This window comes from Sphingomonas sp. AAP5 (assembly GCF_004354345.1).
In the GTDB taxonomy this organism is placed as follows: Bacteria; Pseudomonadota; Alphaproteobacteria; order Sphingomonadales; family Sphingomonadaceae; genus Sphingomonas; species Sphingomonas glacialis.
Window position 1 is genome coordinate 2,328,939 of record NZ_CP037913.1, and the last position, 26,584, is coordinate 2,355,522.

The following is a 26,584-nucleotide window of genomic DNA, read 5'->3' on the forward strand; positions in this document are numbered from 1 at the left end:
GAGGAACATGATCATGTTCAAGCGCAGTCTCTTGATCGCGACCACCCTCGCCCCCGCGTTGCTCGTCGGCGCATGCGCCGGCACGCAGAATCGCGGGCTCGAATCGGTCCACCAGCCGGTCGTCAGCCGCAGCGACTATGCACTCGACGTCGCGACCAGCGGCGGTGACCTCGCACCCGGCGAAGAACAGCGTCTCGCCGGCTGGATGGCCTCGCTCCGCGTCGGCTATGGCGACCGAGTCGCGATCGACGATCCCAACCCCTACGGCGCTGGCGTGCGCGAGGCGGTGGCGCGCCAGGTGGCGCATTACGGCTTGCTCGTTTCCGACGACGCGCCCGTTACCAACGCGCCGATCACCGCGGGCACCGTCCGTGTGGTGGTGACGCGGATGAAGGCGAGCGTGCCCGGTTGCCCCGATTTCAGCCGTGATAGCTCGACCGATTTCGAGGCGAACACGTCCTCGAATCATGGCTGTGCGAGCAACGCGACGCTCGCTGCGATGATCGCCAACCCGGCCGATCTCGTGCTCGGCCAGACGGGCAACGGAGTCGCCGATCAGTCCGCTTCGGCAAAGGCGATCGACAGCTTCCGCAAGGCCCCGCCGAGCGGCGCCGGCGGCACCACCATCAAGGCCGAAAGCGCCGGAGGCAAATAATGAACGCACCGTTCAATCCCGGCCGGATGGGTCTTCGCGATCCCTTCTCCGCTTATGTCTGCGACGAGACCACCGCCGAGACGCTACGGCCGATCGTCACCGAAATGGGCTGGGCGCCCGAAAAGGTGAACAAGGGCGGCCTGCGCAACGCGGTGCAATCGCTCTCGGTCTCGGCCTCGCCGCAGATCCTGTTCGTCGATCTGTCCGAAAGCGGCGACCCGCTCAACGACATCAATGCGCTCGCCGAGGTGTGCGAGCCCGGCACCGTCGTGATCGCGGCGGGCCAGGTCAACGACGTCCGGCTCTATCGCGATCTCGTCGTCAGCGGGATCCAGGATTATCTGCTCAAGCCGCTCAACCCCGATATGCTGCGCGAGGCCTTCACCAACGCGCAGGCGATCCTCAACGCGCCGAAAGCGGTCGAGGCGGGGACCGAGCGTCCGCATATCTCGACCGCGTTTATCGGCGCGCGCGGCGGCGTCGGCGCGTCGAGCCTGGCGACCTCGGTCGCCTGGGTGCTGAGCGAAAAGGGCGCGCGGACCACGGCACTGCTCGATCTCGACGTGCATTTCGGCACCGGCGCGCTGTCGCTCGATCTCGAGCCCGGCCGCGGCCTGACCGACGCGATCGAGAATCCGAGCCGCATCGACGGGCTGTTCATCGAACGCGCGATGGTCAAATCGAGCGAGCGACTGTCGGTGCTGTCGGCCGAGGCGCCGATCAATTCGCCGCTGATGACCGACGGATCGGCCTTCTATCAGTTGCAGGAGGAAATGCGCGCCGCGTTCGAATGCACCGTGGTCGATCTGCCGCGCACCATGCTGGTCCAGCATCCGCACTTGATCTCGGACATTCAAGTCGCGGTGATCGTCACCGAACTGACGCTGGCGGCCGCCCGCGACACGATCCGGCTGCTATCGTGGATGAAGTCCAACGCGCCGCAGACGCAAGTCGTGGTCGTCGCCAACCGCGTCCAGCCGGTCGCGCAGCTCGAGATCAGCCGCAAGGACTTCGAGGGGTCGATCGAGCGCAAGATCGATTTCAGCATCGTGTTCGATCAAAAGCTCGCGGCGCAGTCCGCCAAGCTCGGCAAGCCGTTCGCCGAGGCGGGCAAGGGTTCGAAGACGATCCTGCCGATCATCGACCTCGCGACGAAATTGATGGCGGTCGGCGATTCGGCCGAGTCGATCGATACCGGCGGCAAGAAGAAACCTGCCGCCAAGGGCACTTCGCTCGTCGGCAAATTCGACTTCAAGGCGCTGGTGTCGCGCAAGAAGAAGGCGTGAAGCCACGCCGATGTCGGTTTTTGGGTCAGTTTTTGGGGGCGCCGTAAACGCCGTCGTAACGAAGCGGAGCGCTTGATAGGCTCATGGACTTGATGCCCGTTCTTTCGCTGGGTGGCGGCGCGCTGATCATGCTGATGCTGGTCGCGTTCGCCTTTGCCGGCCCTTCACCCGAACGCGCTCGAACGCGGCGTGTCGCGGCGATGCGCGCGCGTCACGGCGATTCGGCCAATACGCTGGTCGACGCCCAGATGCGCCGCATCTCGTCGCTGCAAGGCACCAAGATGGATGCTGCCGCGGCGCGCTTCCTGCCCCGCCCTGCGCTGCTCAAGAAGCGGCTGGCGATGACGGGCAAGACCTGGACCGTCGGCCAATACGGCATGGCGACGATCGGCATCGTGATGGGCGTGACGATCCTGCTGTCGATCATCGGGTTGCCGGTGCTGCTCGGGCTGCTGCTCGGCGTCGTGATCGGGGGTGGCGTGCCGCACATGGTCGTCGGCTTCTTCATCAAGCGCCGCATCGCGCAATTTACCAGCAAGTTTCCCGATGCGATCGAGCTGCTCGTGCGCGGCCTGCGCTCGGGCCTGCCGATCACCGAGACGATCGCCGTCGTCGGCGCCGAGGTCGACGGTCCGGTCGGCGTCGAGTTCAAGAGCATCACCGACAAGATGAAGATCGGCCGGACGATGGACGCCGCGCTGCAGGAAACCGCCGACCGGCTCGGCACGCCCGAATTCCAGTTCTTCGTCATCACCATCGCGATCCAGCGCGAAACGGGCGGCAACCTGGCCGAAACGCTCGCCAACCTAGCCAACGTGTTGCGCATGCGCAGTCAGATGAAGTTGAAGATCAAGGCGATGTCGTCCGAGTCGAAGGCGTCGGCCTATATCGTCGGATCGCTGCCGTTCATCGTGTTCGGCATGATCTGGATGATCAACGGCAGCTACATGCAGAACTTCTTCGTCGACCAGCGGCTGATGGTCGTCGGCGGCGGGGGGCTGCTGTGGATGGGGCTTGGCGCGTTCATCATGAGCCGCATGGTCAATTTCGAGATCTGATGCGATGACCCCACTCGATCATCCCGCTGGCCCCGTCATCCTTGGCGTCAACGTCTTCACCGTCGCGACCTTCCTCGCCGGCATCGCAGCGTTCATGGTGCTGCTCGCGGTCTATGCCGCGACCACCGCGCGCGACCCGATGACCAAGCGCGTCAAGGCGCTCAACGACCGGCGCGAGCAGCTGAAGGCGGGCATCACCGCATCGACCAAGCGCCGCGCCAAGCTCGTCACCAAGAACGAGACCACCGACCGGATCAAGGCGCTCCTGTCGGGCCTCAAGGTGCTTCAGGACAGCCAGGTCAAGGCGGCGCAGGTCAAGCTGATGCAGGCGGGCATCCGCTCGAAGGAATATGCCGTCGCGGTGATCTTCGGCCGGCTGATGCTGCCGCTCACCTGGGGCGTGTTCGGCGTCTATGTCGTGTACGGTACCGAGATGTTCGCCGGCTGGACGCCTTGGAAGGCGTACGCGCTGGTCGCGATGAACTTCGTGCTGTCGTACAAGGCGCCCGATATCTACCTCAACAATCTCGTCACCAAACGCTCTCAGGCGATCCAGAAGGGCTTGCCCGACGCGCTCGACTTGCTGGTGATCTGTGCCGAAGCGGGACTTACCGTCGACGCCGCGTTCAACCGCGTCGCGCGCGAACTGGGCCGCGCCTATCCCGAACTGGGCGACGAATTCACGCTCACCGCGATCGAACTCGGCTTCCTGTCGGAACGGCGCCAGGCGTTCGAGAACCTCGCCCAGCGCGTCAAGCTCGACGCGGTCAAGGGCGTCGTCACGACGATGATCCAGACCGAGAAATACGGCACGCCGCTCGCGTCTGCGCTTCGCGTGCTGTCGGGCGAGTTCCGCAACGAACGCATGATGCGCGCCGAGGAAAAGGCCGCGCGCCTCCCCGCGATCATGACGATCCCGCTGATCCTGTTCATCCTGCCGACGCTGTTCGTCGTCATTCTCGGCCCGGCGGCCTGCTCGATCTCCGACGCGTTCAACCACTGACGACCGCGGCGGCAGGGGTGCCGGCAAGCGCCCTTGCCGCACGACGCGGTTACCGGCATTTTATCCCGCGACGTTCTGTCGAGGGATCAGGCCATGCTGTTTACTACATCGGAGCAGTTCGTCGTATTGACGATCGTGCTGTTGAGCGGGTGGCTGATCGGGTTTGCCAGCGCACCGAATGCCGCCAAATGGAAGCGGCGCGCGCGGGCGCAGGCCGACAGCTACGCGGCCTATCACCGCGATGCCGAGGACAAGCTCCGCGCGGCACAGCAGCGCGCGACCGACCTGAAGGACGAGCTTGCGTCGCTACGCGCCGACCATGCCGACGCCGAACAGACGATCGCGCGGCTGCGGAGCGGCGCGAGGCACGATGTCACGCCAGAGGTCGTGCCGACGACGGTTGCGCCGGTTCACGAGCCTGTTGTCGAAGCGGACAACGTCATCCCCCACGCCAGAGTCGATCCGCGCCCGGCGCGCGAGGATCTGACGCGGATCCGCGGGATCGACGCGTTGCTTGCGACGCGACTGTTCAGCCTCGGCTTGGTGCGGTTCGAGGATATCGAGAAGCTCTCGGCCGCCGACGAGATCGCGCTCGAGCAGCGGCTCGCGTTGCCCGCAGGGCTGATGGCGCGCGACGAATGGCGCGCGCAGGCTGCGGCGCTTCGCGCCGGATCGGCGGATGCGCCGGGGGAACACGTCGAAACGGGCGCACTGCAGGCGCGTGAGGTACCGCCTCCACCGTCAGCCTGAAGACGGCTGGCGGCGCCCCTCCCCCGCTATGCGGAGGAGGGTTTCGGGAGCATGGCGCGCAACGCGGTGCGGCCGAGCCCGCTCAGCCCTGCTTTGCCAGCGCCGCCTGCGCCGCCGCGAGCCGCGCGATCGGCACGCGGTACGGCGAGGCCGAGACGTAGTCGAGCCCGGTCGCCTCGCAGAACGCGATGCTCGCCGGGTCACCGCCATGCTCGCCGCAAATGCCGAGCTTGATTCCCGGGCGCGCCGCGCGACCACGCTCCGCCGCCATCTCGATCAGCTGCCCGACGCCCTCGACGTCGAGCGAGACGAACGGATCGCGCGCGTAGATGCCGCGCTCGACATAGGTGGTGAGGAAGCGCGCGGCGTCGTCGCGGCTTACGCCCAAAGTGGTCTGCGTCAGATCGTTGGTGCCGAACGAGAAGAACTCGGCCGACTCGGCGATCTCGCCCGCCATCAGGCAGGCGCGCGGCAGCTCGATCATCGTGCCGACGAGATATTCGATGCGGTGCCCCTTGTCGGCGAACACGGCTTCCGCCGCCTTGTCGACCACGGCCTTCATCAGCTCGAGCTCGCGCGCGGTGCCGACCAGCGGGATCATCACCTCGGGGATCGGTGCCGCGCCCGATTTGACCGCGACCTCGATCGCCGCCTCGAAGATCGCGCGCGCCTGCATCTCGTAGATTTCGGGGTAGGTCACGCCGAGGCGGCAGCCGCGATGGCCGAGCATCGGGTTGAACTCGTGGAGCTCGGCAGCGCGACGCTTGAGCACGTCGATGTCGATCCCCGCCGAACGCGCGACCTCGGCGAATTCGGCTTCCTGGTGCGGCAGGAATTCGTGGAGCGGCGGATCGAGCAAGCGGATCGTGACGGGCAGGCCCGCCATTACCTCGAACAGCTGGACGAAATCGCTGCGCTGTGCGGGCAGCAGCTTGTCGAGCGCGGTGCGGCGGCCGGCTTCGTCTTCGGCGAGGATCATCTGGCGCACGTCGGTGATGCGCTGGGCATCGAAGAACATGTGCTCGGTGCGGCACAGACCGATGCCCTCGGCACCGAACTCGCGCGCGACCTTGGCGTCGAGCGGGGTCTCGGCATTGGCGCGGACTTTCAGGCGGCGCACGCCGTCGGCCCAGACCATCAACGCGGCGAAATCACCCGACAGTTCGGGCTGCACCGTCGGCACTTCGCCCGCCATCACTTCGCCGGTGGTGCCGTCGATCGTGACGAGATCGCCCTCGCGGATCGTCCGGTCGCCGACCTTCATCACGCCGGCCTTGGCGTCGATCGAGATCGAGCCGGCGCCCGAGACGCACGGCCGCCCCATGCCGCGCGCGACGACGGCGGCGTGGCTGGTCATCCCGCCGCGCGCGGTCAGGATGCCGCGCGCCGCGTGCATGCCGTGAATGTCCTCGGGCGAGGTCTCGGTGCGGATCAGGATCACCGAGTCGCCAGCATTCGCGCGCTTCTCGGCGGTGTCGCTGTCGAACACCGCTTGCCCCGATGCCGCGCCGGGCGATGCGGGCAGGCCCTTGGTCAGCACGTCGCGCGGCGCCTTGGGGTCGAGCGTCGGGTGGAGCAACTGGTCGAGCGCGGCGGGGTCGATCCGCTGGACGGCTTCCTCGCGCGTGATCAGCCCCTCTTCGGCCATGTCGACCGCGATCTTGAGCGCGGCCTTGGCGGTGCGCTTGCCCGAGCGCGTCTGGAGCATCCACAGCTTGCCCTGCTGCACGGTGAATTCGATGTCCTGCATGTCGCGGTAATGCGTCTCGAGCAGGTCGAACACCTTGGCGAGCTCGGCGAACACCACCGGCATCGCTTCTTCCATCGACAGCGGCTTGGCACCCGCCGCCTCACGCGCCGCGGTGGTGAGGTATTGCGGGGTGCGGATGCCGGCGACGACGTCCTCGCCCTGCGCGTTGATCAGGAATTCGCCGTAATAGGCGCGGTCGCCCTTGGCGGGGTCGCGCGTAAACGCGACGCCCGTCGCCGAGGTGTCGCCCATGTTGCCGAACACCATCGCCTGGATGTTGACCGCGGTGCCCCACGATGCCGGGATGTCGTTCAGGCGGCGATAGACCTTGGCGCGCTCGGACTGCCACGAGCCGAACACCGCGCCGACCGCGCCCCACAGCTGATCGTGGACGTCCTGCGGGAAGGGCTTGCCCCACTGCTTTTCGACCAGCGCCTTATATTCGGCGACGAGCGCGCGCAGATCATCGGCGGTGAGATCGGTGTCGAGGAAGTAGCCGCGGTCTTCCTTGGCGATTTCGAGCGCTTCCTCGAACGCGTCATGGTCGAGCTCGAGCACGACGTCCGAATACATCTGGATGAAGCGGCGATAGCTGTCCCACGCGAAGCGCGCGTCGCCGCTCGTGGTGGCGAGGCCCTCGACGGTCTGGTCATTGAGGCCGAGGTTGAGCACGGTGTCCATCATGCCCGGCATCGAGGCGCGCGCGCCCGAGCGGACCGAGACGAGCAGCGGATCGGCCGCATTGCCGAAGCGCTTGCCCGTCACGCCCTCGATATGCGCGATCCCGGTGGCGACTTCGTCGCGCAGGCCTTGCGGAAACTGCCCGCCTTCGTCGTAATAGACCGCGCAGAAATCGGTCGAGATGGTGAAGCCCGGCGGCACCGGCAGGCCGATCGACGCCATCTCGGCCAAGTTCGCGCCCTTGCCCCCCAGCAGGTTGCGATCGCCCTTGCCGCCGTCCGAAACGCCGCCGCCGAACCGATATACGTACGTCATGGATATTCCCTACTCAGTGCCTGGGTTTTCGCTGGGGAGGCGTCGGCAAAAGTCGCGGTATGATCACATCATCGCGGGGGCTAGCCCTCGATCTTCGAGAAGTCGGCCACGTTGTGCACCGCAGCACGAACGCGATCAAGCAGCCCGAGCCGCGCCGTGCGCTTGGCGGGTTCGGGGTCGTTGACGATGACGCCCTCGAAGAACGCGTCGATCGGGGCGCGCAGCGTCGCGAGCGCGGCCATCGCGGCTTCGAAATCCTCGCGCTCGATTGCGGCCGAGGCGGCGGGTTCGGCCGCGTCGAGCGCGGTGGCGAGTGCGGTTTCGGCGGGTTCTGGCGTGTAGCCAGATGCCGTCGCCCCGGCGGAGGCCGGGGCCGTTGCGTTGGTGTCCGCCGGTGTGTCCGATTTCAGGCCGGCCCCGGCCTGCGCCGGGGCGACGAAGCCCTCCTTCTTCAGGATATTCGCCGCCCGCTTGTAGCCGGCGAGCAAATTCGCCCCATCCTCGGTCCCGACAAACCCCTGCAACGCACGCACACGCGCGAGCAGGCGGACGAAATCGTCCTCCCCGCCGAGCGCGAACACCGCGTCGATCAGGTCGTGCCGAACGCCGGCTTCGCGTTGCTGGACTTTGAGGCGGTCGGCGAAGAAGCTCTCCAACTCTATGGCAACGCTTGAAACGACCGCGTCGGTAAACCCGAGGAACTCAGATTGAAGCGAACCGTCGTACGCTACATATTCTTCCAGAAAGATTTCCATAGCTCGCTTCCGACCCATCGGCAGCGCTCCAAAACGCACAGCCTGACTGATTGAAACGCGAACATTCGCAGCAATGATTTGGCTGATTATCGCAATTGCAGCACGCCTTAGAGCGAACGGATCACGCGACCCCGTCGGGAGCATCTCGAAAGCAAAAAAGCTCGCAAGCGTATCCAGCTTGTCCGCTAGACTAACCGCCACCGTCACCGGATCGGTCGGCACATCATCGCCCTGCCCGACTGGCTTGTAGTGATCGCGGATCGCCGCGGCGACGGCGGGGTGCTCGCCTTGCGCGGCGGCGTAATAGCCGCCCATCAAGCCCTGCAGCTCGGGGAATTCGCCGACCATGCCGGTGACGAGATCGGCCTTGCACAGGCGCGCGGCGCGCTCGGCGAGGTCGGCCAGTTCCGCGCGCGACAGGTCCCCCTCCCGCTTGCGGGAGGGGTTAGGGGAGGGGCCGTCAGCACTGGCGGCGTCGGCGAGTGGAACAGGCCCTCCCCCAGCCCCTCCCGCGAGCGGGAGGGGAGCAGAAGAGGTGACGATGCCCTCTTCAACCAGCCACCGCGCGAGCTTGGCGACGCGGTCGACCTTGTCGGCGACCGTGCCGAGCTTTTCGTGGAACACGATCCGGTCGAGCTTGGCCGCCTGCTCTTCGAGCGGCACCTTGAGATCGGTCTCGTAGAAGAATTTCGCGTCGGACAGCCGTGCCGCGAGCACCTTGCGGTTGCCTTCGACGATCTTCGCGCCGTCATCGGCCGCGTCGATATTGGCGGTACAGATGAACGCGTTCGCCAAGGCGCCGTCGGCCGAGCGGCACACGAAATACTTCTGGTTCACGCGCGCGGTGAGCTGGATCACCTCGGGCGGCACTTCGAGGAACGCTTCGTCGAAGCGGCCGAGCAGCGGCACCGGCCATTCGGTGAGGCCGGCATTCTCGCTCAGCAGCCCTTCGTCCTGCACCAGCTCGAGCCCGGCCTTGCGCGCCGCCATCGTCGCGCCGAGCGCGATGATCTGGCGGCGTTCGGCCTGGTCGACGATCACATGGCAGGCGCGCAATTTCTCGACATAGTCGTTGGCGCTTCCGATCGTGATGACGTGCGGATGGTGGAAGCGATGCCCGACGGTCGCGGCGCCGCTGGTGATGCCGGCGATCTCGCAATCGATCACGTCGTCACCGAACAGAGCGACGATGCCCTGCAGCGGGCGAACCCAGCGCAGCGATTCCATCGTGGTCGAGCTGGCACCCCAGCGCATCGCCTTGGGCCAGGGGAAGGCGCGGACGATCGCGGGGATCGCTGCTGCCAGCACGTCGGCGGTGGCGCGGCCGGGCTTGTCGATCACCGCGAACAGGATGCCGTCGCGCTCGACGAGCTGCTCGCGCGTCAGGCCGGTCTTGCGCAGGAATCCTTCGAGCGCTTGCGGCGGGGCACTGGTCTTGGGGCCCTTGGTCTCTTCCGACACGGCGGCGGTCTGCGCGGGCAGATCGCGCGCGATCAGCACGAGGCGGCGCGGGGTGGCGTAGGTCTGCAGCGCGCCGGGCTGGAGGCCAGCCTTGGCGAGCTCGGCGGTGAAGAGCTTGGCGAGATCCTCGCGCGCGCGATCCTGCATACGCGCGGGGATTTCCTCGGAGCGGAGTTCTAGGAGGAAATCGGTCATGGCAGAAGAAGGCCCTCACCCCAGCCCTCTCCCGCGAAGAGCGGGAGAGGGAGCCGGGCGCATACAGAAAAGCCCTCTCCCGCCCTTGCGGGAGAGGGTTGGGTGAGGGCCTTCTTAAACGAACCCATCACGCGGCGCTCCAGGCCGGATACTCGGCCTTCCAGCCCTCGGCATTCTTGTCCATCCACGCCTGGCAGCTGCCCTTCGCGAGATCGCGCACGCGGCCCATATAGGCCTGGCGCTCGGCGACCGAGATCACCCCGCGCGCCTGGAGCAGGTTGAACACGTGGCTCGCCTTGATCGCCTGCTCGTACGCCGGGATCGGCAACTTTGCGGCAAGGCTGTTCTCGCACTCGGCGACATGCTTGCGGAACTGGTCGAACAGGCTGTCGGTATCGGCGACCTCGAAGTTCCAGGTCGACATCTCGACCTCATTCTCGTGGAACACCTCGCCGTACGTCACACCGGCATCGTTGAACGCCAGGTCGTACACATTGTCGACATTCTGCACGTACATCGCGAGCCGCTCCAACCCATAGGTTAGCTCGCCCGCGACGGGCTTCATGTCGAAGCCGCCCATCTGCTGGAAATAGGTGAACTGGGTGACTTCCATCCCGTCGCACCACACTTCCCAGCCCAAGCCCCACGCGCCGAGCGTCGGACTTTCCCAATCGTCCTCGACGAAGCGGATGTCGTGGACCAGCGGGTCGATGCCGATCGCCGCGAGGCTGCCGAGATACAGCTCCTGCAGGTTCGACGGGCTCGGCTTCAGGATCACCTGATACTGATAGTAATGCTGCAGCCGGTTGGGGTTCTCGCCATAGCGGCCGTCGGTGGGGCGGCGGCACGGCTGGACGAAGGCGGCGTTCCACGGCTTGGGGCCGAGCGCGCGCAGCGTCGTGGCGGTGTGGAACGTCCCCGCCCCCATCTCCATGTCATAGGCCTGGAGGATGAGGCAGCCATGCTGGCTCCAGTATTCGTGGAGCTTGAGGATCATGCCCTGGAAGCTGAGGGGTCTGTCGGTCACGATGTCGGTCACGGGGGGGCTTTGGCGCAGGGCGACGGGAATTTCAACCGCGCGCTGGGCATTGCCGCCCCCGGTCAGCCTGCACTGACCTTTTGTCAGGGGTTCTTGACATGGACACGACTCACTGTCATTTAGTCATGGACAGCTGACAGAGTGTCAGCGTCGCATGATGGAGGGACCGATGTACGATCATTCAGCAAGCCCGACGTCGCCGCTCGCTTGACGATGCGGCTCCGATGGAAACCGCTATGAAGAACCGCTTGAAGGTGCTGCGCGCCGAGCGCGACTGGAGCCAGGCCGAGCTTGGCGGCCGGCTCGGCGTATCGCGGCAGGCGGTCAACGCGATTGAAACCGGCAAATACGATCCGTCGCTGCCGCTCGCGTTCAAGCTGGCGCGCCTGTTCGAAATGCCGATCGAGGAGATTTTCGATGACCAGACCGAAGATAGCCATGCCGCAGAATGAGATCGGCCCTGGCGAAGCCGCCGATCGCGCGCGCTCGCGTCGCACGTTCACCACCTTCGCCGTGCTCAGCATGCTCGGCGGCGCGGTCGGTTTCACCGCCGCGCTGATCGAGCCGCACGAGGCGACGCTCACCACCGGCGGCTCGCTCCCGGCATGGTTCGCGATCCTTGCCGCGCTGCTGCTGATCGGCGCGGTGACGGCGGGCAGCCTCGTCTATTACCGCACGATCGACGAGCTCCAGCGACTCGACAATTACTGGGCCGCGACGATGGGCGCCAACGTGCTGCTGATGGCCTATCCCGTCTGGCTGATCCTCTGGAAAGGCGGCCTCGTTCCCGCCCCCGATGCGATGACGCTCTATCTCGCGGTGCTGGTCTCGACCGGCCTCGCTTATGCCTGGCGCAAGCTGCGCTGACCTCGCCAAACCTTTAAGAAGGATCGAACCATGAAGACGCTCGATTTCGGGCAGACGGTGATCACACTCGCCGCACTGCTGCTCGCCGCCAACACCGCGCCGCAAGCTCCTGCCCCTGCCCCCGCGGCGTCCGCGCCCGTCGCCACCGTTCCCGCCGACCCCGCGCTCTGGGTGGTGAAGGACAAGGACACGACGATCTATTTGTTCGGCACGGTCCATGCGCTCAAGCCGAACCTCAGCTGGTTCGATTCGGCGGTGCGCAAGGCGTTCGACGCGAGCGGGCAGCTCGTGCTCGAAATCCCGTTGCCCACGCCCGAGCAGGCGCAGAAGGTGATCGGACCGCTCGCGATGGACCCGACCGGCCCCACGCTGACGCAGAAGCTCCCCGAAAAGAGCCGCGCGGCCTACGCCGCCGCGCTCGCCAAGCTCGGCGTTCCCGCCGCCGCGCTCGATCGCTTCGAGCCATGGTTCGCTGCGGTGACGATGTCGCAGATCTCGCTGCAAAAGGCGGGCTACAGCGCCGCCGACGGCGCCGAGATGGCGCTCGATGCTGCCGCCAAGGCCGCGGGCAAGCCGGTCACCGGGCTCGAGACGCTCGAACAGCAGCTCGGCTATTTCCACGATCTGCCACAGGCCGACCAGATCGCCTTCCTGCTCGAAAGCGTGAAGGACCTCGACAAGTTCGACACCACGATCAACGCAATGGTCGACAAATGGAAAGCCGGCGACGCCGAGGGCTTGAGCAAGCTGATGAACGAGGATCTGACCGGGCAGAAGAATCTCTACAAGGTGCTGCTGGTCGATCGCAACGCGCGCTGGGCGACCTGGATCGATTCGCGGATGAAGACGCCGGGCACGGTGTTCATCGCGGTCGGCGCGGGGCATCTCGCGGGCAAGGATAGCGTCCAGGCGCAGCTCGCCAAGCATCGCATCGTCGCGACGCGGATCCGCTATTGAGGTACGCGGCGCTGGCATTCGGGCTGGCGCTCGCCGCGTGCGCGCAGGCGCCCGAGACCCCGGCGCATCCAGCAGTATGGCGCGTGGCGGACCGCGATACGACGATCTGGCTGTTCGGATCGATCCACGCGCTGCCGCCCCGCGTCGCGTGGCAGACGCCCACGGTGGCGGGCGCGATCGCGGCGGCGGACACGCTGATCCTCGAAGTGCCGCCCGCCGACGACGCCGCGGCGCGCGCGCAGTTCCTGGCGCTGGCGGAGCAACCGGGTTTGCCGCCGCTGCTCGAGCGGGTGGCGGCAGATGATCGCGGGGTGCTCGCACGTGGCATGGCGCTCGCGGGGCAATCGCCGGAAACGCTCGATGGGTTGAAGACCTGGGCAGCGGCGCTGACGATCAGTGCTGGGGCCGGACATCTCTCCGACTCCGACGCCGCCAATGGCGTCGAGGCGGTGCTGACGCGGGCGTTCGCCGGCAGGGCGATCGGTGCGCTGGAGAGCCGCGAGGGGCAATTGCGGCTGTTCGACCGGCTGCCCGCCGAGTCGCAACATACGCTGCTGATCGCCGCGGTGCGCGACGCCCTCTCGGCGGCGAAGGGCGATGCCGCGCTTCGCACCGCGTGGATGGCCGGCGATGCGGCGGGGCTAGCCGCCGATGTCGCGCCGTTACAGCGCGATCCGGCGATGGAGGCGGCGCTGGTGACCGATCGCAACGCCCGCTGGGCGAGCGCGATCGTGCGTCGGCTGGCGCGGCCGGGGCGGGTGTTCGTCGCGGTTGGCGCGGGGCATCTGGTAGGGCCGGGGTCGGTCGTTGCGATGCTGCTGGCGCGGGGGCTGAAGGTCGAGCGGGTCGAATAGGATAACGGGCGGGCGATATCGTGCGAAGGCCCACCCTCCACCCGTCACCCCAGCGCAAGCTGGGGTCTTGTGGTTCTCCGGGTGCGCGCCTTCCGGGGAGACCCCAGCTTTCGCTGGGGTGACGTGTGGGGCGGAAGCGCCGAACCGTTGTCTTGCACTTAAGCCCCGCCTCCCCTATAGCGCCGCGCTTCGGCCAGGGTCATCCCTGGAGGCTTGGCCGGAAACACCACAACCGTATTTCGGAGTAATGCAATGAGCGACCAATTGGAGCTCGCAGCCGAGACGCGCGAACAGGTTGGCAAGGGAGCCTCCCGTTTGCTTCGTCGCGAAGGCCGCGTCCCCGCCGTGATCTACGGCAACAAGCAAGAACCCCTCTCGATCCACGTCGAGGAAAAGGCGCTGATGCGTCTCCTCATGACGGGTCACTTCATGAATTCGGTCGTCATGGTCGACGCCGGTGGCCAGCAGATCCGCACCCTGCCGAAGGACGTCTCGTTCGACGCCGTCACCGATCGTCCGACGCATGTCGACTTCCTGCGCATCGGCGCGCACACCACCGTACACGTCAACGTGCCGATCGTGTTCGCTGACGAGGACGATGCCCCCGGTATCGCCAAGGCTGGCGGCGTGCTCAACATCACGCGCCACGAGCTCGAGCTGGTCTGCGACGCGGCCGACATCCCCACCGAGATCACGATCTCGCTGGCAGGTCTCGACGTCGGTGCCTCGATCCACATCTCGGACGTCAAGCTGCCCAAGGGCGTGACGCCGGCGATCGCCGACCGCGACTTCGCGATCGCGACGATCGTTCCGCCGACGGTCCCGACCGTCGAGGACGAAGAGCTCGAGGCTGCCGTTGCCGAAGCCCAGTCGGCTGAAGCAGAAGCTGAAGCCGCCGAAGCTGAAGCCGAAGCCGAAGGCGACAAGGCCGAGTAAGCAGCCGCTGTCCCCTTGCGGGATGCGCACAATCGGGGCAGCGGAAGCAGACGCTTTCGCTGCCCCGTTCGTTTGAAAAGGTAGGCATCCGCCGTGCAAATCTGGGTTGGTCTCGGCAATCCCGGCGCGCAATATGCGCTCAACCGGCACAATGTCGGCTTCATGGTGCTCGACACGATCGCCGAGATGCACGGCTTCGGCGCGGTCAAGAAGGCGTTTCAGGGCTGGACCCAGGAAGGCCGCATCGGCGCGCAAAAGATCCTGCTCCTGAAACCCGCCACCTTCATGAACGAAAGCGGTCGCAGCGTCGGCGAGGCGATGCGCTTCTATAAGCTGACCGAGGGCGACGTCACCGTCTTCCACGACGAGCTCGACCTCGACCCGTTCCGCGTCAAGGTGAAGACCGGCGGCGGCACCGCTGGCCACAACGGCCTGCGCTCGACCGAAGCGCATATCGGCAATGCCTTCCGCCGCGTTCGCCTCGGCATCGGCCACCCCGGCCATAAAGACAAAGTCAGCCCGTACGTGCTCGGCAATTACGCCAAAGCCGAAATGGATCCGCTCGCCGACATGCTCGGCGCGGTCGCGGCCGAAGCGCCGTGGCTCGCCAGCGGCGACGACGGGCGATTCATGAGCGACGTCGCGGTGCGCCTCGCGGGCTGAACGCCCGCCGCGCTGTCACATCTCGGGCGTGTAGCGTTCGAACAGCCGTTCGCGCACCAGCAACGCGATCAGCGCGTCATGCTCGGCCACCGGCACATGCGCGAACCGCGCGCGCAACTCCTGTGCCGAGAAAGCCGGCCGCGACAGCGCATATTCGGCCACCGCGCCGAACGTCCCGAGCGGATGCGCACCGCTCTGCGTGAACAGCACCATCCCGCTATCGCGCCAATCGATCCGTGCTGGCCGTTGCGTCCGCGCATAGGATTCAAGCGCGGGATGCTGCGGCAGCGTGAAGGCATAGATGGGCCGAACCCGCGCACGCTGCGCGTCGATCACCGCATCGCGCACCAGCGGGCTGGCGGCGAGTTCGCCGAGCCGCGTCGCGAGTGCGTGCAGCTGCGCCGCGAGCGGCTGGCCCGCATCGACTCGCGCATCCTCGAGATACGCGCGGAACTGCGGATCGCGCCGCGCCTCGCTCTCGAGCACGCGCAGCAGCGTCATGCCCGTCAACGGCGCGACCGCGAAGGTGACGTGCAGCGACGCGCCGTCCTGCGCCAAGGCATCATGGTAACAGCCGCGCGGCAGATACAGCACGTCGCCCGGCCGCATCCGCACCTCGGCGAGCAAGGGCCCGCGCGCCGCGTCGATCTGGCGCTGCACCTCTTCGCCACCGTGCGGCGCGACGAGCGGCGCGTCGGCGCGGTTCTGATAGACCCGCCACACCTTCTCGCCCTCGCACTGCACCGCGAACACGTCGTGCACGTCAAAATGCGTGGCGAACGCCTGGACGCCCTTGAACGAGCAATAGACGTTCGCGTTGGTCAGCGCGGCGAACTGCTCGCCCAGCATTTGCGTGCAGTCGCGGATTTCGGGCGCGATGCGTTCGATATCGTTGGCGACCAGACTGGCGCCCATGCCGAGGAACACGTCGACTCGCGCCGGATCGACCCGCCGCGCCTCGATCGGCATGGTCGCATCGCCGTCGAGATAGAAATCGGGGACGATCGGTCGGCTGTTGAGGATCAGCTTGAGGTTCGACGCGGTCCAGTGCGCGCCGACCCCGAGCAGTTCGGCAAAGCGCGGCCAATCGAGCAGAGCGCCCCGCCCGCCCGGCGGCGCGGGAATATGCACCGGCTGCACGCCCCAATAGCTCGACTGGAAGACGGCGCTGTCGAGCGGCGCGACGAGATCTGCAAAGGTCACGCGCGAAATCTAGACGTGCATCCGACACCTTGGCAACGGCGTCGCACTGGAGGATAGGGCGCAGCATGAAGAATGCCTCGACCCGCAGCCTGTTCGCCACCCCGCTCTACGAGGCGAAGCTCAAGAACGCGGCGCTGGTCGCCGATCTCGAACGCTCGTGCCACGCGCTCGCCGAGGATGATCGCGCCGGACGGAGCTGGTCGAAGACGCATGGCTATCGCGGCTACACCTCCTACGCCTCGCTCAACGACCTGCCGATGCGCGATCCGGCGTTCGCCGACCTGGTAAAGCTGCTCAACAAGCATGTCGCCGCCTTCGCAGAGGACTGTGGCTTCGAACTCGACGGCGGCAAGCTCAAGCTCGACAGCCTGTGGGTCAATGTGATGAAGCCGGGCGGCACGCATTCGGGGCATATCCACCCGCACAGCGTGATCTCGGGAACGGTCTATATCGCCGTCCCGCCGGGCGCGGGCGCGATCAAGTTCGAGGATCCACGGCTACCGATGATGATGGCCGCCCCGCGCCGCCGCGACGATGTCGCCGAGGCGCTCAAGACCTTCGTCTATGTCGAGCCGCAGGCGGGCAGCGTGTTGCTGTGGGAAAGCTGGCTGCGCCACGAGGTCGCGCCCGGGACCGCCAAGACCGAGCGCGTGAGCATCAGCTTCAACTATCGCTGGTAGCGTCGGCTAAGCTCCCAATCGCCACCCCGGCCTTGTGCCGGGGCCCACCGTGCCGCGCGCATTGCGGCTGCGGCATTCGTATCGCGGTGGACCCCGGGACCAGCCCGGGGTGACGAGTCACGCTGTGGCGTTCAAAACGCGTAGGTCATCACCAGATCCGCCACCGGATTGCGCGCGCTATGGCTCTCCTCGCGCAGGCCCGGGACCGTCTCGTCGGCATACATCGCGGTCGAGCGGCCGACCATCATGCCACCCTCGATCCCGACCTTCATCCGCTCGCTGACCGCGGCGTCATAGCCAAGCATCGCGACCGGCGCGTAATTTTCATAGCCGTCGCGCAAATTTACCGCGCCGACCGGGAGCCGCATCAGCGCGGCGGTGCCAGCCGCGGCGCCCGGCCCGACATCCGAAGCGCGGTACCGCATGTGATAGCTCGATCCGACCGATACCCGCAGTCCACGATCGCCATGCGCATAGGCGTCCTTCATCCCGGTGCCGCGCGCGCGCAAATTCTGCTTGAGCGTCGTCACCGCGTTCGCCTGATAGCCCCTCGCCAGCCGGAGATCGTAGGAGACCGCAGGCTGGTCACCCGTTTCGGTATGCGGGGACATCGATACGAGCGCATGAGCGGTCGTGCCGCGCACAGCGGCGGGGTCTTGCGTACTCGCCGGATCCTCGAGCGAGACGATGTGCGATTCGAAGTCGGCCGCACTGGCAACGCCCGGCGCCGCGCCCGAAAGCAGGATCGTGACACAACAGCTCTGCAGAGACTTTCGGCGCATCACATTGACCCCAGCAAGAAACTCCGACGTACGACTCGGCAAGCAAGCGACTTGATCCAGAATCAACAGCCTATGCCTTTGCGGGTTCCCGGCAAGGGCCTTCATCAAGGGCCTTCATGGTGCGACAGGCTGGTCTTTCGCGGCGCAACGCCGTATCGGGCGGGCTTTCACGCACATCATCGCACACCAAGGAATATCATGGGTTTTCGCTGTGGCATCGTCGGGCTGCCCAATGTCGGCAAGTCCACCCTCTTCAACGCGCTGACGCAAACCGCGGCGGCGCAGGCGGCGAACTATCCGTTCTGCACGATCGAGCCGAACGTCGGCAACGTCGCGGTGCCCGACCCGCGGCTCGACAAGCTCGCCGCGGTCGCGGGCTCGGCCAAGATCATCGAGACGCAGCTCGGGTTCGTCGACATCGCCGGTCTGGTGCGCGGCGCGTCGAAGGGCGAGGGGCTCGGCAACCAGTTCCTCGGCAACATCCGCGAGGTGGATGCGATCGTCCACGTGCTGCGCTGCTTCGAGGATGACGACGTCACGCATGTCGAGGGCAAGGTCGATCCGATCGCCGATGCCGAGACGGTCGAGACCGAGCTGATGCTGTCGGACCTCGAGAGCCTCGAAAAGCGCGTCCCCAATTTGCTCAAAAAGGCGACGCAGGGCGACAAGGAGGCCAAGGTCGCCGCCTCGGTGCTCGGCCAGGCGCTCGAGCTGCTGCGCGAGGGCAAGCCCGCGCGGCTGACCGTCCCCAAGGACGAGGACGAGACGCGCGCCTTCAGCCAGGCGCAGCTGCTCACCGCCAAGCCCGTTCTCTATGTCTGCAACGTCGAGGAGGCGAGCGCCGCCAACGGCAACAGCCAGTCGGCGCGCGTGTTCGAGAAGGCCAAGGCCGAGGGCGCCGAAGCCGTCGTCGTCTCCGCCGCGATCGAGGCCGAGATCGCCACGATGGCCGCCGAGGAACGCGGCGAGTTCCTGGCCGAGCTCGGGCTGACCGAGACCGGCCTGACGCGCGTGATCGTCGCGGGCTATCGGCTGCTCAAGCTGTTCACCTTCTTCACCGTCGGCCCGAAGGAAGCGCGCGCCTGGACCGTCCATGCCGGCGCCAAGGCCCCGCAGGCAGCGGGCGAGATCCACACCGATTTCGAGCGCGGCTTCATCCGTGCCGAGACGATCGCCTATGACGACTATGTCGCGCTTGGCGGCGAAACCGGCGCGCGCGATGCCGGCAAGCTGCGTCAGGAAGGCAAGGAGTATGTCGTCCATGACGGCGACGTGCTCAACTTCCGCTTCAACGTCTGACCTTGTCGTGCGGGCGGACACGGCGTAGCGCTGTTCCCGTGTTCGCCCGCCTGATCCTTGCGCTGCTCTTGGCAGCCTTTGCCTTCCCGGCATTCGCGAGCGCGCCGTGCCATGACGCGCCCGCGCCGAAGGCCACGGCGATGCATCATGCCGGCCACGCCGTGCCGGTCCGCGACGACCATGCGACCATCCCGCACATGTGCATCGGCTGCATCCCGCCCGCGAGCCTTGCCGCGCGCGGCGTAACCGCGCCGCTGGCACCCGCCGCACCGCCACGGCGCATCGTTGCCGCGGCGTTCGACCCGGCGTCGGGCACGCCGCCCGCTTTGCCCCCTCCGCGCTCGAAAGCCTAAACCGGCGGGCCATGTGCCCGCTTTGCTTTCTTGTTCGTGAGGACCGACAATGACTCGATCGATGATGATCGCGGGCTGTGCCGTGGCGGCGTTGCTGCCGACGGGCGCGCTCGCGCAGATGATGCCCGGCATGAAGATGGACATGCCGATGCCCGCCAAACCGAAGCCGAAACGCGCGGTTCCGGCGCCGGTGCATCAGCATGACGCTTCACCCGTGCATACGCCCGCCGCAGCTCCCGCCACTCCCCCCCTCCCCCCTTCCGCTTCCACGGCGAAGGCCGGGGCCCAGTCGCGAGCGGCTGAAGATCACGCGCAGCACGCGCCGACACCCACCTCCACGCCTTCGCCCCGGCCGTCGCCGGAGAAGCAAGCCGGGGATGCCGCTACGGATCCGACATCCGAGGCGATGCCTGGCATGGCGATGTCGCCAGCAGCCCCCGCCCCAACCGGGCAGGGGGACCACATCGTCCACACCGAGCACGCCGGCCACGACATGGCTGCGATGCCCGGCATGACGATGGGCCCGCCCGACGGCGCCTATGCCGAAGGCTCGGGCACCGCGCGCAACCCCGGCAACGATGGGGCGATGCGGGGGTCGCACTTCATGGCGGGCGACTGGATGCTGATGCTCCACGGCTATGCCTGGGGCGTCTATACCGACCAGGGCGGGCCGCGCGGCGAGAACGAAGCGTTCGTCACCTCGATGGCGATGCTCTCCGCCGCGCGCGATTACGGCGGAGCGCGGTTGCAGTTGCGCTCGATGATGAGCCTCGAACCGGCGATGGGCAAAAAGGGCTATCCCAACCTCTTCGCCACCGGCGAAACCGCCGACGGCAGGATCCAGTTGACCGATCGCCAGCATCCGCACGACCTCTTCATGGAGCTGTCGGCGCGGCTCGATGTCGATGCCGGGCCCGGCAGCGTGTTCGTCTATGGCGGTCCCGTCGCCGAGCCGGCGATCGGACCGTCGGCGTTCATGCACCGCACCTCGGCGACCTATCAGCCGCTCTCGCCGATCACGCACCATTGGTTCGACAGCACGCATATCAGCTACGGCGTCGTCACCGTTGGCTATGCGGCATCGCGCTGGCAGCTCGAGGCCTCGGCGTTCCGCGGGCGCGAGCCCGACCAGTTTCGCTGGAACATCGAGCGCCCCAGCCTCGATTCGTGGAGCGTGCGCGCGACCTGGACCCCCTCGCCCGCCTGGGCGGTGCAGATCAGCCACGGCCGGCTCAAGAGCCCCGAACAGCTCGAGCCCGACCGCGACGAGGCGCGCACGACGGCGAGCGTGCAATATGCGCGGCACGGCGTCTCGGCGCTGCTCGCTTTCTCGAACAAACATCTGCTGCCCGGGCGCACGCTGACGGCATGGCTCGCCGAGGCGAATTGGGACATCGACCGGCACCACACGCTGTTCGCGCGCGCGGAAGACGTCGCGAATGACGAGCTGTTCCCCGACCGGACCGACCCGCTGCACGACCGCAAGTTCCGCGTCGGCAAGCTCGAGGGGGGCTATGCCTATCGGCTGCCGTTCGTCGGGCCGTTCGATCTCGCACTCGGCGGGTCGGTCGGGGTGTTCGCCAAGCCCTCGGCGCTCGATGCCGCGTATGGCAAGATGCCGGTGAGTTTCAGCCTGTTCGCCAAGGTCTCGCTGGGGGGATAGGCGCACCATCGCGCCTGCCCTTCTCGTCTACCCTTTACCCTTTCCCCTTTCTTCTTCTCTTCCCCGGCGAAGGCCGGGGCCCAGGAGCGAGCCGATCGCAAGCGAGCGCCGCGCTTTCTCGCCATCGTTCCACGACTGGGCCCCGGCCTTCGCCGGGGAAGAAGGAGGATCAGAAGGGAGAACAGCAGGCGGCGCCCGCTAGGCGCGCCCAGCGCACCCTGTCATAGCGCCGACGCAATCGTGCCGCAGGGAATCGCACATGCGTTTTACCACCAAGATCTTTGCCGCCGCCCTGTGCGCCGCTCTCCAGGCCTGCGTCACCGCGCCCGCCCCCGGACCGCGCCCCAGCGCGCTGCGCGCGGAAGCGCGGACGCCCGTTACGATCCTCGTCTCGATCGACGGCTTCCGCCCCGATTACCGCACGCGCGGGGTGACGCCGAACCTCGATGCGCTCGCCGCAAGCGGGATCAGCGCGGCGATGCGGCCGTCTTTCCCCTCCAAGACCTTCCCGAATCACTGGACGCTCGTCACCGGCCTCCGGCCCGATCGCAACGGCATCGTCTCGAACGCGATGGAGGACGTCGCGCGGCCGGGCGAGAAGTTCACGATGGAGGATTCGAAAGACCCCTTCTGGTGGAACGCAGCCGAGCCGCTCTGGGTCACTGCCGAGCGCGGCGGGGTCCGCAGCGCGACGATGTTCTGGCCGGGTTCGAACGTCGCGTGGGGCGGCACACTCAAGGGTCACGGCGCGACCAATGGCGGGATGCGGCCCGAGGATTGGTGGCCGTTCGACCAAGCGGTGCCGGGCGAACAGCGCGTCGCCGGCGTGATCGACTGGCTGCGCCGGCCGGCGGCGCAGCGCCCGCGCTTCATCACGCTCTATTTCGATACCGTCGACAGTGCGGGCCACAGCTTTGGCCCCGACGCGCCCGAGACGACCGAAGCGGTCAAGCAGGTCGACGCCCAGATCGGGGCGCTCGTCTCGGGCCTGCGAACACTCGGCCAGCCCGCCAATCTAATAATCGTCGCCGATCACGGCATGGCCGCGACCAGCCCGGCGCGTACGATCGCGATCGACAGCATCGCGAGTCCCGCGGACTATCGCCTGTTCGAATCGGGGCCGTTCGCCAGCCTCTATGCGGTGCCGGGACATGAGGCGGCGCTCGAAAAGGCGCTGCTCGGCCATCACGCGCATTACGATTGCTGGCGCAAGAGCGAGATCCCGGCGCGGCTCCACTACGGCGCCAACCCGCGCGTGCCGCCCTATTTCTGCCTCGCCGAGACGGGCTGGTCGCTCACCGCCAGCACGCCGAAGCCCGATGCCAAGCCCGGCGGCAATCACGGATTCGACAATACCGCGCCCGAAATGGCCGCGCTGTTCATCGCCAGCGGCCCGGCGATCAAGCCGCTCGGGCCGCTGCCCGGTTTCGACAATGTCGATGTCGCGCCGCTGATCCGCGATGTGCTCGGCCTGCCCGCGGGGACCGGACTGGACGGCGACGACGCGCCGTTCCGCGCAGCGCTCGCCAAGTAGCGCTTGCCTTCGAAGCGCGCGCGACGGACACTCGCGCGATGCAATATTTCGAAGATATCGTGGTCGGGACCAAAGCGTCGTTCGGCCAGTATGCAGTGCTGCACGACGAGGTCGTCGCATTCGCCAAGGCCTATGACCCGCAGCCGTTCCACCTCTCCGATGCGGCCGCCGCCGAGACGCATTTCGGCCGGCTGTCGGTGAGCGGGTGGCACACCTGCGCGATGACGATGGCAATGGTTGTCGAGAACCTCAAGGCACACGATCAAGCCGGTCTCGGCTCGCCCGGGATCGACGAACTGCGCTGGCTCAAGCCCGTTTATCCCGGCGACACGCTGCGCTGCGAAACCGAAATCCTCGACAAGCGCGCATCGCAGAGCCGGCCCGAGATGGGGAGCTATCGCAGCCGGATGACCGTGCTCAACCAGGACGATGTCACGGTGATGACCTTCGTCTCGATCGGCCTCATTCGCACCCGACCCGCCGCGTAATGGTTCGACGCGGCGGATTCAGTAAGGACGACTGACGGCGGTCAGCGGTGATGCCCACCGCCGCGATTGCCGCCGCCGTGATAGCCGCCACCGCCCTGTGGCCCGCGCCCTGGCGACCCGCGGAACCCGCCGCCCGGGCGCCCCTGGATGCCGTAATCGCGCCACATCGGGCGAATCTCGCGCCGCGCACTACGCCACTGCTGCGAGCGGCCCTGCCAATAGCCACGCTGCTGGTCGTTCCAGCGGTGGCGGTAATTGTTGCGATCGTACACGTAATAGCCCGAGCCGGGATAATAATAGTCGCCCTGCCAGCCCCAATACGGATCCGCGCTGTAGCCGCCATAATAGGGATCCCACGCGCTTGCGCCGTAGCCGACCTGGACGCCGCCATAACCGTAATCGTCGACACAGCCCGAAAGGCCGCCGACGGTGACGAGGGCGGCTGCGGCGAGGGTCAGCTTGATAAAGGACATGGCGCGTTCCTGCTGGACGACGCGCCGGACATCATGCGGGGCGCGGGGGTAGATCCTCAACCCGGCGGCCCGTGCTTGGTTCCTGTCCGGTGCTCAGTGCCCGGGAAAGGCGATCAGCGAATCGACCGTAACGCCGTCGGTGCGCAACGCATCGGCGCCGCCGAGATCGGGCAGATCGACGAGGAACTGCGCTTGTTCGACCACCGCGCCTGCCTTGCGCAGCAGCCGCAGCGCGGCGCGCGCGGTACCACCGGTGGCGATGAGATCGTCGACCAGCAACACGCGCTTGCCAGGTGCCAGCGCATCGGCATGCATCACGATGCGGTCGGTCCCATATTCGAGCGCGTAATCCTCGGCGATCGTTGCGCCGGGCAGCTTGCCGTCCTTGCGGATCAGCAGCACGCCGGCGTTGAGCGGGCGGGCGAGTGCGGCGGCGAAGATGAAGCCGCGTGCCTCGATCCCGGCGACGAGATCGATCGGCCCGAGCGTCGTCGCCGCCATTCGCATGATCGCCTGCGCGAAGCCGTGCGGGTCGAGCAGCAAGGTCGTGATGTCGCGAAACTGGATGCCGGGCTTGGGGAAGTCCGAGATCGTCCGGATCAGCGCCTTGAGGTCGTCATTGTCAGCCATATAATCCTCGTCGCCCCGGCGAAGGCCGGGGCCGTTATGCCGCGCTGCGAAACGACTGTCCCGCAGACAACGTAGCGGCCCCGGCCTCCGCCGGGGCGACGCCTATGGATCAGTGCTTAATGTCGCGCCAGATATTCTGGTAGGCGCCGTAGGAAAGCACGCAGAACAGCAGCAGGAAGCCGAGGACTGCGAGGCCATAACCATGCCGTGCCGGCAGGTTTGGCTCGGCCGCCCAGGTCAGGAATGCCGCGACGTCCTTGGCATTCTGGTCGACGGTCGATTTGGTGCCGTCGAGATAGGTGACTTGCCCATCCTGCGTCAGCGGTGGCGGCATCGCGAGGTTGAGGTTCGCGAAATACGGATTGTAGTAGAGGCCGTCGGGCACCTTCGCGTCGGGGAAGTGCTTGAGCAACGCGGCCGGCTGATCCTGATACCCGGTCAGCAGCGAATAGACATAGGCCGGACCTTCGTGCCGCGCCTTGGTGATCAGCGAGAGATCTGGCGGGTTGCCGGTGCCGGGATAATAGACCGCCGGGAAATAATCGGCCGGCGTGTTGGGACGCTCGGTCGTGTCGCCCGACTTGGGGTCGAACTGCTTGGCCTTGACCGCCCAGTCCGCCGCAAACTTCTTCACCTGACCCGCCGAATAGCCGAGCTGGGTCAGGTCGCGGAACGCGACGTGCTTGAGCGAGTGGCAGTTCGAGCAAACTTCCTTGTAGACCTGCAGGCCGCGCTGGAGCTGACGCTCGTTATACGTACCGAGCAAGCCGTTCGAGGCGAGCTCGACGTCCTTGGGATGGCGATGGAATTCTTCGACCGCGGTGGGGGGCGCCGGGTCGGTGATGGCGCCCGAGACGGTGCCAAACAACGCCCAGGCGAGGCAGGCGACGATACCGGCGCCGATGAGGATTGCGATTGCGCGAACCATTGGTCTGAATGCCCCTTATTCGGCCGGAACCGGGCTACCGCTGAGCGCGGTATGAGCCGGACTGGTGCCACCCTTTTTCGCCAGCACCGCCTCGGTGATCGAGTTCGGCAATGGCTGCGGCCGCTCGGCGCGCGAGACGATCGGCAGGATGATCAGGAAGTGTGCGAAATAATAGGCTGCGGTGATCTGCCCGAGCGCGACCTTGAACGGCGAGATCTCCGATCCGCCGACCCAGCCGAGCACCAGCACGTCGACCACCAGGATGCAGAAGAAGATGCGGTACAGCGGGCGATAGTTGGACGACCGCACCGGCGAGCTGTCGAGCCACGGCAGGAAGAACAGGATGAGGATCGAGCCGAACATCGCGAGCACGCCGAGCAGCTTGGCCGGAATGAACAGGAAATCCGCGGTGAACGAACGCAGGATCGCGTAGAACGGCCAGAAATACCATTCGGGGACGATGTGCGCCGGAGTCTGTAGCGCGTTTGCCGGGATATAGTTGTCCGGATGGCCAAGGCTGTTGGGCGCGAAGAACAAGAGCGCTGCGAAGATGAACAGGAACACGCCGAGCCCGAAGCCGTCCTTGGCAGTGTAATACGGATGGAACGGGACGGTGTCCTGCTCGCCCTTCACGTCGACGCCGGTCGGGTTGTTCGAGCCGGGAATGTGCAGCGCCCAGATGTGCAGGATGATGACGCCCGCGATCACGAACGGCAGCAGGTAGTGGAGCGAGAAGAAGCGGTTGAGCGCCGCATCGTCCGGCGCATATCCGCCGAGCAGCCAGATCCGGATCGTCTCGCCGACCACGGGAATCGCCGAGAAGAAGCCGGTAATGACCTGCGCGCCCCAGAAGCTCATCTGCCCCCAGGGGAGGACGTAGCCCATGAACGCGGTCGCCATCATCAGCAGGAAGATCGTGACGCCGAGCAGCCAGATCATCTCGCGCGGTGCCTTGTACGATCCGTAGAAGAGGCCGCGGAAGATGTGGATATAGACCACGACGAAGAACATCGAGGCGCCGTTGGCGTGCGCATAGCGCAGGAACCAGCCGCCGTTGACGTCGCGCATGATGTGCTCGACCGAATCGAACGCCACGCCGCCATTGGCCGCATAGTGCATCGCGAGAACGATGCCGGTGACGATCTGGATTGCGAGCGCGGCGCCGGCGAGCACGCCGAAGTTCCAGAAATAGTTGAGGTTGCGCGGCACGGGATAGCCCGCACCGACCGCGCCGTAGACGAGCCGCGGGAGCGGCAAGCGCTGGTCGATCCATTTGGTGAACCCGCTCTTGGGTTCGTAATGCTTGGCCCAGGGAAAACTCATATC

The 26,584-nt window shown here is 66.7% G+C and carries 26 protein-coding genes; 17 read left to right on the plus strand and 9 right to left on the minus strand.

Features of this window, described 5'->3' with window-relative positions; translation table 11 throughout:
- Window positions 1–13: 13 nt before the first annotated feature.
- From E2E30_RS10800 to E2E30_RS21020, 5 genes are all read left to right on the plus strand, one after another.
- A complete protein-coding gene (locus E2E30_RS10800) occupies window positions 14–655 on the plus strand; it encodes a CpaD family pilus assembly protein (protein WP_133189677.1) in 642 nt (213 codons plus the stop codon).
- The gene (locus E2E30_RS10805) at window positions 655–1,941 is read left to right on the plus strand and encodes a pilus assembly protein CpaE (protein ID WP_133189679.1); all 1,287 of its coding nucleotides are present in this window, start codon (window positions 655–657) and stop codon (window positions 1,939–1,941) included. Before E2E30_RS10800 ends, E2E30_RS10805 begins: the two co-directional genes overlap by 1 nt.
- Window positions 1,942–2,024: 83 nt before the next feature.
- A complete protein-coding gene (locus tag E2E30_RS10810; RefSeq protein ID WP_133189681.1) occupies window positions 2,025–2,999 on the plus strand; it encodes a type II secretion system F family protein in 975 nt (324 codons plus the stop codon).
- Between the two features lie 4 nt (window positions 3,000–3,003).
- Window positions 3,004–4,002 carry a type II secretion system F family protein gene (locus tag E2E30_RS10815; RefSeq protein ID WP_133189683.1) on the plus strand — a complete coding sequence of 333 codons (999 nt, stop codon included), beginning with the start codon at window positions 3,004–3,006 and terminating at the stop codon, window positions 4,000–4,002.
- Window positions 4,003–4,095: 93 nt separating this feature from the next.
- Window positions 4,096–4,752, plus strand: a complete 657-nt coding sequence (locus tag E2E30_RS21020) for a hypothetical protein (RefSeq protein WP_240698911.1) — start codon at window positions 4,096–4,098, stop codon at window positions 4,750–4,752.
- Between the two features lie 82 nt (window positions 4,753–4,834).
- Here E2E30_RS21020 and ppdK read toward each other — a convergent pair whose 3' ends face one another.
- The 3 genes from ppdK to E2E30_RS10835 form a co-directional block, all read right to left on the minus strand.
- Window positions 4,835–7,498: a pyruvate, phosphate dikinase gene (ppdK, locus tag E2E30_RS10825; RefSeq protein ID WP_133189685.1), complete on the minus strand. Its 2,664-nt coding sequence runs from the start codon at window positions 7,496–7,498 to the stop codon at window positions 4,835–4,837.
- 80 nt (window positions 7,499–7,578) lie between these two features.
- Entirely contained in the window at window positions 7,579–9,909 is a 2,331-nt protein-coding gene (gene glyS / locus E2E30_RS10830; RefSeq protein ID WP_133189687.1) for a glycine--tRNA ligase subunit beta, read from the minus strand.
- Between the two features lie 127 nt (window positions 9,910–10,036).
- The gene (locus E2E30_RS10835) at window positions 10,037–10,936 is read right to left on the minus strand and encodes a glycine--tRNA ligase subunit alpha (RefSeq protein WP_229839235.1); all 900 of its coding nucleotides are present in this window, start codon (window positions 10,934–10,936) and stop codon (window positions 10,037–10,039) included.
- A 248-nt stretch (window positions 10,937–11,184) separates the two neighbouring features.
- Here E2E30_RS10835 and E2E30_RS10840 point away from each other — a divergent pair, with 248 nt between their 5' ends.
- From E2E30_RS10840 to pth, 6 genes are all read left to right on the plus strand, one after another.
- Window positions 11,185–11,400, plus strand: coding sequence for a helix-turn-helix transcriptional regulator (locus E2E30_RS10840; protein ID WP_133189689.1), 216 nt, complete (start codon window positions 11,185–11,187; stop codon window positions 11,398–11,400).
- A complete protein-coding gene (locus E2E30_RS10845; RefSeq protein WP_133189691.1) occupies window positions 11,366–11,815 on the plus strand; it encodes a hypothetical protein in 450 nt (149 codons plus the stop codon). The genes E2E30_RS10840 and E2E30_RS10845 overlap by 35 nt, the downstream gene beginning before the upstream one ends.
- Before the next feature lie 30 nt (window positions 11,816–11,845).
- Window positions 11,846–12,772, plus strand: a complete 927-nt coding sequence (locus tag E2E30_RS10850) for a TraB/GumN family protein (RefSeq protein ID WP_133189693.1) — start codon at window positions 11,846–11,848, stop codon at window positions 12,770–12,772.
- Entirely contained in the window at window positions 12,769–13,626 is an 858-nt protein-coding gene (locus E2E30_RS10855; protein WP_133189695.1) for a TraB/GumN family protein, read from the plus strand. The genes E2E30_RS10850 and E2E30_RS10855 overlap by 4 nt, the downstream gene beginning before the upstream one ends.
- A 252-nt stretch (window positions 13,627–13,878) precedes the next feature.
- The gene (locus tag E2E30_RS10860; RefSeq protein ID WP_133189697.1) at window positions 13,879–14,562 is read left to right on the plus strand and encodes a 50S ribosomal protein L25/general stress protein Ctc; all 684 of its coding nucleotides are present in this window, start codon (window positions 13,879–13,881) and stop codon (window positions 14,560–14,562) included.
- Window positions 14,563–14,655: 93 nt separating this feature from the next.
- Window positions 14,656–15,225, plus strand: a complete 570-nt coding sequence (gene pth / locus E2E30_RS10865) for an aminoacyl-tRNA hydrolase (protein ID WP_133189699.1) — start codon at window positions 14,656–14,658, stop codon at window positions 15,223–15,225.
- A gap of 15 nt (window positions 15,226–15,240) precedes the next feature.
- Here pth and E2E30_RS10870 read toward each other — a convergent pair whose 3' ends face one another.
- Window positions 15,241–16,428, minus strand: coding sequence for a JmjC domain-containing protein (locus E2E30_RS10870; RefSeq protein WP_206365558.1), 1,188 nt, complete (start codon window positions 16,426–16,428; stop codon window positions 15,241–15,243).
- 65 nt (window positions 16,429–16,493) lie between these two features.
- Here E2E30_RS10870 and E2E30_RS10875 point away from each other — a divergent pair, with 65 nt between their 5' ends.
- Window positions 16,494–17,108 carry a TIGR02466 family protein gene (locus E2E30_RS10875; protein WP_133189701.1) on the plus strand — a complete coding sequence of 205 codons (615 nt, stop codon included), beginning with the start codon at window positions 16,494–16,496 and terminating at the stop codon, window positions 17,106–17,108.
- Between the two features lie 131 nt (window positions 17,109–17,239).
- Here the strand turns inward: E2E30_RS10875 and E2E30_RS10880 are convergent, their stop codons facing one another.
- Window positions 17,240–17,890 carry a hypothetical protein gene (locus tag E2E30_RS10880; protein ID WP_133189703.1) on the minus strand — a complete coding sequence of 217 codons (651 nt, stop codon included), beginning with the start codon at window positions 17,888–17,890 and terminating at the stop codon, window positions 17,240–17,242.
- Between the two features lie 198 nt (window positions 17,891–18,088).
- Here E2E30_RS10880 and ychF point away from each other — a divergent pair, with 198 nt between their 5' ends.
- From ychF to E2E30_RS10905, 5 genes are all read left to right on the plus strand, one after another.
- A complete protein-coding gene (gene ychF / locus E2E30_RS10885) occupies window positions 18,089–19,189 on the plus strand; it encodes a redox-regulated ATPase YchF (protein ID WP_133189705.1) in 1,101 nt (366 codons plus the stop codon).
- A gap of 38 nt (window positions 19,190–19,227) precedes the next feature.
- Window positions 19,228–19,542, plus strand: coding sequence for a hypothetical protein (locus E2E30_RS10890; RefSeq protein ID WP_229839236.1), 315 nt, complete (start codon window positions 19,228–19,230; stop codon window positions 19,540–19,542).
- A gap of 415 nt (window positions 19,543–19,957) precedes the next feature.
- Window positions 19,958–21,205 (plus strand): hypothetical protein, encoded by a 1,248-nt coding sequence (locus tag E2E30_RS10895; protein ID WP_240698912.1) that lies wholly within the window; start codon window positions 19,958–19,960, stop codon window positions 21,203–21,205.
- A gap of 259 nt (window positions 21,206–21,464) precedes the next feature.
- The gene (locus E2E30_RS10900) at window positions 21,465–22,739 is read left to right on the plus strand and encodes an alkaline phosphatase family protein (RefSeq protein WP_133189707.1); all 1,275 of its coding nucleotides are present in this window, start codon (window positions 21,465–21,467) and stop codon (window positions 22,737–22,739) included.
- A gap of 38 nt (window positions 22,740–22,777) precedes the next feature.
- On the plus strand, window positions 22,778–23,227 hold the full coding sequence (locus tag E2E30_RS10905; protein ID WP_133189709.1) for a MaoC family dehydratase: 450 nt from the start codon (window positions 22,778–22,780) through the stop codon (window positions 23,225–23,227).
- A 41-nt stretch (window positions 23,228–23,268) separates the two neighbouring features.
- Here the strand turns inward: E2E30_RS10905 and E2E30_RS10910 are convergent, their stop codons facing one another.
- From E2E30_RS10910 to E2E30_RS10925, 4 genes are all read right to left on the minus strand, one after another.
- Window positions 23,269–23,700, minus strand: coding sequence for a hypothetical protein (locus E2E30_RS10910; protein WP_133189711.1), 432 nt, complete (start codon window positions 23,698–23,700; stop codon window positions 23,269–23,271).
- 93 nt (window positions 23,701–23,793) lie between these two features.
- Complete coding sequence (locus E2E30_RS10915; RefSeq protein ID WP_133189713.1) at window positions 23,794–24,330, minus strand: adenine phosphoribosyltransferase; 537 nt, start codon at window positions 24,328–24,330, stop codon at window positions 23,794–23,796.
- Between the two features lie 109 nt (window positions 24,331–24,439).
- A complete protein-coding gene (locus E2E30_RS10920) occupies window positions 24,440–25,258 on the minus strand; it encodes a cytochrome c1 (RefSeq protein ID WP_133189715.1) in 819 nt (272 codons plus the stop codon).
- Window positions 25,259–25,273: 15 nt separating this feature from the next.
- The gene (locus E2E30_RS10925) at window positions 25,274–26,581 is read right to left on the minus strand and encodes a cytochrome b (protein ID WP_133189717.1); all 1,308 of its coding nucleotides are present in this window, start codon (window positions 26,579–26,581) and stop codon (window positions 25,274–25,276) included.
- Window positions 26,582–26,584 lie beyond the last annotated feature (3 nt).